General features: G+C 73.9%; 1 protein-coding gene. It reads left to right on the plus strand.

Annotation, left to right across the window (positions count from 1 at the left end):
- Positions 1 to 2,479 (plus strand): beta-ketoacyl synthase N-terminal-like domain-containing protein (locus NON22_RS23055; protein WP_257389330.1); only part of this gene is annotated, 2,479 nt, incomplete at both ends.

The following is a 2,479-nucleotide window of genomic DNA, read 5'->3' on the forward strand; positions in this document are numbered from 1 at the left end:
TACAACACGGCGGCCAAGGTCGCCGCGACGCTCGGCCGCGAAGCGGCCGCCGTTGTGCCGCGCCGCGTAGCCGAGCCCGCCGTGGTCGTTTCGACGCCGGCGCCGCCGCCGACCGCCGCGGCCGAGTCCGACGTCGCCGTGATCGGCATGGCCTGCCGCCTGCCCGGCGGCATCGACACGCCGGAGCAGCTCTGGGACGCGCTGGCCGCCGGCCGCTGCGTCATCGACGACTATCCGCGCGAGCGCGGCCCCTGGGCCGACGCGCAGCGCTGGCCCGGCATCGACCAGGGCGGCTTCGTCCGCGACGTCGCCGCGTTCGACGCGGCGTTCTTCCGCATCTCGCCGGCCGAGGCGCAGCTCATGGATCCGCAGCAGCGCCTCGCGCTGCAGCTCGCGTGGTCCTGCCTCGAAGACGCCAACGTGCGGCCGGGCGACGTCGCCGGCAGCCGCACCGGCGTGTTCGTCGGCGCGAGCAACAGCGACTACAGCCGCCTGCTGCAGGACGCCGGCGTCGAGGTCGAAGCGCATCTCGGCGTCGCAAGCTCGCTGGCCGTCATTGCGAACCGCATTTCGTACTTCTTCGATTTCTGCGGGCCGAGCCTGCTGATCGACACGGCCTGCTCGTCCTCGCTGGTCGCGCTGCACACGGCCGTGCAGTCGCTGCGTCGGGGCGAATGCGCCGGCGCGCTCGTCGGCGGCGTCAACCTGATCTGCCATCCGGATCTGTCGCTGGCCTATCACAAGGCCGGCATGCTCGCGGCCGACGGCCGCTGCAAGGTGTTCGACGCGAGCGCGAACGGCTACGTGCGCGCCGAGGGTGCCGTGATGCTGCTGCTCAAGCCGCTGCGTCGCGCGCTCGCCGACGGCGACCGCGTCCACGCGGTGATCCGCGGTTCCGCGGTCAACCACGGCGGCCTTGCGGGCGGACTGACCGTGCCGAACCCGGTCAAGCAGCGCGAGCTGCTGCTGAGCGCCTGGGCCGACGCCGGCATTGCCGCGGGCCAGCTCGGCTACCTCGAGGCGCACGGCACCGGCACCTCGCTCGGCGATCCGATCGAAGTGCAGGGCATACGCTCGGCGTTGGCGAGCGGCACGGCGACGGCGGGCGGCGCCTGCCGGCTCGGTTCGCTCAAGAGCAACCTCGGCCATCTGGAATCCGCCGCGGGCCTCGCCGGCGTTCTCAAGGTCGTGCTCGCGCTGCAGCGGCGCCAGCTGCCGCCGACCGTGAACTTCACGGCCTTGAATCCGAAGATCGATCTCGGCGACGCGCTGCGCGTGAACGACCGCCTCGGCGACTGGGATGCGGCACAGCGCATCGCCGGCGTCAGCAGCTTCGGCTCCGGCGGCGCGAACGCGCACGTGGTGCTCGCCGAATTCGTCGAGCCCGCGGCCCGCTCCGAGGACGAACGGCTGCAGCTGTTCGTGCTGTCGGCGGCCGATTCCGAGCGGCTGCGCGCGTATGCGCAGCGCGTGCGCGACTGGTGCGCGGATACCGCGGCCGGCACGTTCGGCGCGGCGATCCGCAGCTGGCAGCTCGGCCGCACGGCGCTGAAGGCGCGGCTCGCGCTGAAGGTCGACGGTTTCGCGGCGCTGCAGGCCGCGCTGACTCAGTGGCTGGCCGGCAAGCCCGTGCCGGGCGCCTGGAGCGGCGACGGCGCCGACGGCGCGAGCGCGGCGCTGTGGCAGACGCGATCGGGCCGCCGGCTCGTCGAACAGGCGCTGCACGAGCGCGATCTGGATCAGCTCGGCCTGCTCTGGACCAGCGGCGTCGACGTCGACTGGACGCCGCTGCATCGCAGTGCGCGCCGTGCCCGCGTACCGACGTATCCGTTCGCCGGGGACACGTTCTGGGTTCCCGCCGCGCCGGCCGCTGCCGCGACCGGCGAGATCGCTCAATTGCATCCGCTGCTGCATGCGAACGTGTCGGATCTGAGCCGGCAGTGCTTCCGCTCGCAGTTCAGCGGCCGCGAGACCTTCCTCGCCGATCACAAGGTGCGCCTGCGCGGCGTCGAGGAACCCGTGCTGCCGGCCGTCGCCTATCTCGAGATGGCGCGCGCCGCGGTCGAACGCGCCGCGCCGCCGGCCGCGCGCGGCGCCGTGATGGAGCTACGGCACTGCGCCTGGGCGCTGCCGATGATCGTGCGCGCGCCGCTGCCGGCGCGCATCGCCTTGGCGGCCGCCGCCGACGGCGAGATCGATTTCGTCATCGCGAGCGGCGAGGGCGAGCGCGAGCAGGAACACTGCCAGGGCCGCGCCGCCTACGCGGCCGCCGTCGCGCCCGAGACGCTGGACCTGGCCGCGCTCGGCGCGCGCCTGGACCAGGGCGTGCTCGATGCGGACGCGGTCTATGCCGCGTTCGACCGCATGGGTCTCGTCTACGGCCCGGCGCATCGCGCGGTGCGCGAGGTGCGGCGCGGCCGCGACGCGCTGCTCGCGCGGCTCGAATTGCCGGACTGCGTGCGCGCCGGCGCCGGCCGCT

The organism is Tahibacter caeni, assembly GCF_024609805.1.
GTDB classification, from domain to species: domain Bacteria; phylum Pseudomonadota; class Gammaproteobacteria; order Xanthomonadales; family Rhodanobacteraceae; genus Tahibacter; species Tahibacter caeni.